Raw genomic sequence first — 4308 nt, 5'->3', positions numbered from 1 at the left:
GTCACAGGGCGCGGCTTGCTCATGCCAACCCGCTACCAGACTGCCCTCACTCCGTGAATCCCGCCGCAGCCATTTGCGCAACAGAGTCGATTAAAGGTATCCATCGGGAAACGAGGGGAGTCAGAAGAATTACCTCACATGATAATCCTTCTGGATAAGGCTCTTCGAATATTCAGACGGGCTGAGAGGAAAGAGAATCCAACTCGTTCGCATTATCCTCTTCATTATCAATTGTATCTTCAAACTGTACAGATTTAATTTCCTTTCCATATTTTTCCAAAAACGGTTGCATTACATTTTTTATTTTTACAACTATGTCAGCCATCCACTCTGCAATTTTGGGCCAATTTTTTTTATCAAACCCATCAAATTGATGCGATATTGAAATTTTACTTGATTTTTTATTATCAAGTCTCTTCCACTCCAATGCCATCCCTAATTTATTCTCAATCTCACTTTTAGATTGATAAAATCTGTCAAACATCCATTTATTCCATGCAGTAGAAGTTCTTAAGAAATTCAACTCCACTCTGGATTCTGTTTTTCCAAAAACTAAAGTGTAAGGACAACCACTCAATCCAGAGCCAGCATTCAACCAATGGTCCTTGGTTGTATTGACGTTAGCATAAAGCTCCACGCCCTTCTCCTTGAATATGTCTAGCAAGTAAGCCCAGAAATCGACACGTATTTGATGTCGTTCCTTTTGGATGCCTTGTGAAGTAGCTTCTTCATTGTCTTTGGAAGAAATGCCAATCATATAATCACTGGCTTCTGGCGGCGGTATAATTTGGTCTATATCTATAAGTACTTCTTTCTCCATGGAATATGGAGTTATTTTGAAGCACTGTATTACGATGCCACGGCTGATAAGCCAAAGAACTGTTGCCGTAACTTCCTTTCTGAACCGGGCAGCGATAAGCATAATGCGCTGGCTGTTCCCTGAATTGAGAACAGCGGGATCAATGTCATCAATCTCAAGGAACTCACAAACTTTCTCGCTTGCGACCCCTCCTCCTTCATATCTGTTGAGATAGTCCTGATAAATCTCGATAATTTGTATTTTTTTTAAGCTTGAAACATAAGCAGTGTATTTTAACGACTGCCACACAACATCACGACCAGAGTCGTCCAGCTTATTTTCGATGACAACTAGGTTACCTTTTTTGTCCAATGCGAGAAGGTCAAGTCGTTCCCTCGTGTCGTCAAACCCATCGAACTCTTTCTGGATGATGAGGAGTTCTTCCCCCAGTGCGTCTGGCTGATAAACAAGCCATTCCTGAATGTGGTCGCGCTCTTTGAAGCCTAAATCACTGAACCTTTTTTTGACTAATGGCTGTATGCGGTTTGTATTGCGGACCACCTTAAACACACTGAAGCTCCTGCTACTTTGATGTTGCTACCTTCTATCGGACAGAAGATGTCGACAAGTCAGGGCTGGTGTGAAGGGCAAAAGTGATGTCTGCCGAAAATACAGAACCACGAAAAATCAAAACACTCTAAAAAAGTCATTTAAAGTCCGTAGAGCGACGTTTTGCCACTCAGACGATACAAACTACGAAAAAGAGAAAGAAAGTCACTCAGAGCCATCCTTTGAGTTTCACATAATAAAATTATTTAATTGCAACACCCAAATCTGCTCTCATTGATTTTTTTAGTTCTTCATGAGCAATAAAGCGTGCGGGTCTGTCATCGTTGGTTTTAACGATTTCTGAAATGGCCTTGCACACATCACGAGAGGCAACCAGTTCACATCTCAGTTGCCAGTAAGCAAACTCTTTTCCAGCCTCATCTGTTCCTTCGACAGCAGCCTTATGGTACGCTTCGAGAAGACCGATAAACGCTTTCTGTTTCTCTTCAAACCGTCTGTCATTATCTTTTGACCATAATGTTACTCGTGCCTGAATTAGTGCAGAGACAATGGACCCCAGCCCAAAAGCAGTTTATAGTGTAATAAACATATTCATTTTATACCGTGTGATCCTGTACGGATGAGAAAGAGATTCTTTTTTATAATCTTTGGTCCATACGGGGAACCTTGCCTATTCCTTCGTTCGTAGCCAGGTTCCGACATAATCCCCCCTTAAACAGGTTTCTTATTCTCATCCCTCACGTGTGCGTATACTCCCTAATAAGAATCATCCTACCAGCGCGTTCCTTGGTAAGACCCTGATAGACACCGTAATGCGACTCCTTTTTTGCAGGGTCTCAACCGTTAGTTATGCTCTGAGAGCATAGCTTGGACTTCTGGTTCGTTCCATTTTTTCTGGATGGTTCTGAGTTGAATGCCTGATATTTTTGAGAGATTTTTTTGATTTAGCTTCAACTCGGGGCTCCATGACTCAAGAGCCTGAAAGATAAGTGCTTCGGTCTTTTCTCTCTTAATATCGTTTGTGCAATGTGCGGAGAGTTTCTGCTTCTTTTTTATATCAAGCTGAGAGGCTTCCAGTTTCATGATGCCTCGATTGATATGCCTTCAGCTGTATTTCTTACCATTGTAGCGGTTCTGCATGAACCTGCTGATGCTTTTGGCTATACTGGCAAGCTTCTTATGAGGAAGAGGGTCAGAGAAAGTCTGACTGACGGTCTCGGCTTCATCCAGAAGAGCAGCATAATCGGTTTCATAATGGTCATAGGCATACCACCGAACGAGGTCGAAAACCGCGCAATTCCGTCCTAAAGTCGATGGATCTCCGCGTTTTACAAACTGCCTGCGGGTGCCTTTGGAACAGACTTCTCCGTAATCGGCTTTCAGGTGCTTCAGGATGTCCTTCAATTCCACATCTTGAGCACCTGGTATCGTGTGCCAGCATTTCCTCTGGTCATGCTGAAACCATATTGCAGGCGAGTAAGGCCCACCGATGCGGGGCAGATAACCTATTACGTTATCCATCATGCCGAATGGATTCTTGACGACTGAACCGTGTGGAAGAGGGGTAGCGTTCAAGATATTTTGCCATCATCTGATGACACGCTTCAGCAAGCTCCACCGGCTTCGTGTGACCATTGAGGAGAACGGGTGACCTGAGTGATATAATCCCCAGAGCCGTGCCTTTGTGCGGGTCCATGACAATATGGGGACGAATGCAGGCTGGAAGTTTCTTTATAAGGTTCCAAGCGTCTTTATGGTCAATATCATAAAGAAGGACGTTGCGGGCCTCTTTTGAATCGAATGATATCCAAGGCAATAATATGCCTTTTGAAAAATTATAAAAATCAGTGTAGTGGCTGATGCTGATAGACCGAAGGTTCTAGGAAGCTCGAATCTTTCTCGGCATTTTTGGAAGAAAATACTGAGCCATACGGGATAACTCTGGAAAGATTTCCTGAATCACCATGAATGAATTCACGAGCATGGAGCAATCACGCTTCCACCATTTTGGAAGTGTTTCATGCTGTAAATCTTGGCTTGATTGTATGCTTTTTTTCTAATACTAATCCCATTATCAATTCTCCATATCTGCGATGGAGAAAAAATCGGGATATTTTTACATTTTATTCTTGACTAATTCTTTCAAATAATACATAATCAAACTTAACAGTAAGAAAAATACTCCGATGGCTTGTCCCCATCCTGTTTTCAGGTCAGATGTTTTCCGCATCTGGCCTTTTTTATTATTAAACATCAAAATATGGAATAATTGCAAGTATATTATCTATGCGATGAAATATATTGAATAATTATAGTCAAAAAAAACTTTTCTGATGCTGTTTAACGTCTTGTATATTTTCTCTTCTTTCTTGCCATTTATCTCGTTAAACTTGTTTTACGTAGTCCGTTTAACAAGAGAGAACTGAATGGAAGAGAATGAAAAGATATGGGGCGTTCGTGGTGTTCCTGCTGATGTCCGTCAGGCCGTCATCACGCAATGCCAGAAAGAAGGAACAAGGGTCGGGGAATGGCTGACCATGGCTATCCGCGAGAAAATCAAACGGGACAGGAACCAGAGCAGGGCTGTAGCCTTGGCAGAAGGCATAAAGCCACTGGTCCGGCTGGATGATGCTTCTGCTATTCTTGGATTGATGGAACGGCTTCAGGGGATGGGAATAGATGCTCCTGACAGCATGAGAAAACAGGCAACCACACTGGTCAGGAAATGTATGACATCGGTGAGAAAGGGACACGCAGTTAAACAGGAAGAGGATTCCGTTTAACCAGATGGCTCCTTTGTTCAACTCACGAAAAACTGCCGTGGATATCAACCAGCCCTCCCAGAAACACGGGAAACTTCACTTTGTCGATGAACTGCTGAGCCACGGCTCTGGACAGGTTCGCGCCATAGCCAGCACCAACAGAGCCAGTCTCATGGC

Annotated in this window: 4 protein-coding genes; 1 reads left to right on the top strand and 3 read right to left on the bottom strand. The window is 43.0% G+C overall.

Annotated elements, in window-relative coordinates; translation table 11 throughout:
• Window positions 1–172 precede the first annotated feature (172 nt).
• From PWM43_RS15240 to PWM43_RS15230, 3 genes are all read right to left on the bottom strand, one after another.
• Window positions 173–1369: a DUF4268 domain-containing protein gene (locus tag PWM43_RS15240; RefSeq protein ID WP_289843319.1), complete on the bottom strand. Its 1197-nt coding sequence runs from the start codon at window positions 1367–1369 to the stop codon at window positions 173–175.
• Between the two features lie 843 nt (window positions 1370–2212).
• Window positions 2213–2452: a hypothetical protein gene (locus tag PWM43_RS15235; RefSeq protein ID WP_289843318.1), complete on the bottom strand. Its 240-nt coding sequence runs from the start codon at window positions 2450–2452 to the stop codon at window positions 2213–2215.
• A gap of 21 nt (window positions 2453–2473) precedes the next feature.
• On the bottom strand, window positions 2474–2944 hold the full coding sequence (locus tag PWM43_RS15230) for a primase C-terminal domain-containing protein (protein WP_289843317.1): 471 nt from the start codon (window positions 2942–2944) through the stop codon (window positions 2474–2476).
• 851 nt (window positions 2945–3795) lie between these two features.
• On the opposite strand from PWM43_RS15230, the gene PWM43_RS15225 reads away from it, so the two are divergent.
• Window positions 3796–4152, top strand: a complete 357-nt coding sequence (locus PWM43_RS15225; RefSeq protein ID WP_289843316.1) for a hypothetical protein — start codon at window positions 3796–3798, stop codon at window positions 4150–4152.
• Window positions 4153–4308 lie beyond the last annotated feature (156 nt).

The sequence above is a fragment of the Brytella acorum genome (assembly GCF_029309905.1).
In the GTDB taxonomy this organism is placed as follows: domain Bacteria; phylum Pseudomonadota; class Alphaproteobacteria; order Acetobacterales; family Acetobacteraceae; genus Brytella; species Brytella acorum.
The sequence above is the reverse complement of the archived record's forward strand: the minus strand, read 5'-3'. Positions and strand labels throughout refer to the sequence as shown.

Bases quoted from the DNA above. Each gene is read 5' to 3' on its own strand.
- PWM43_RS15235 (WP_289843318.1), bottom strand. From the start codon at position 2,452: ATGAAACTGGAAGCCTCTCAGCTTGATATAAAAAAGAAGCAGAAACTC.
- PWM43_RS15225 (WP_289843316.1), top strand. From the start codon at position 3,796: ATGGAAGAGAATGAAAAGATATGGGGCGTTCGTGGTGTTCCTGCTGAT.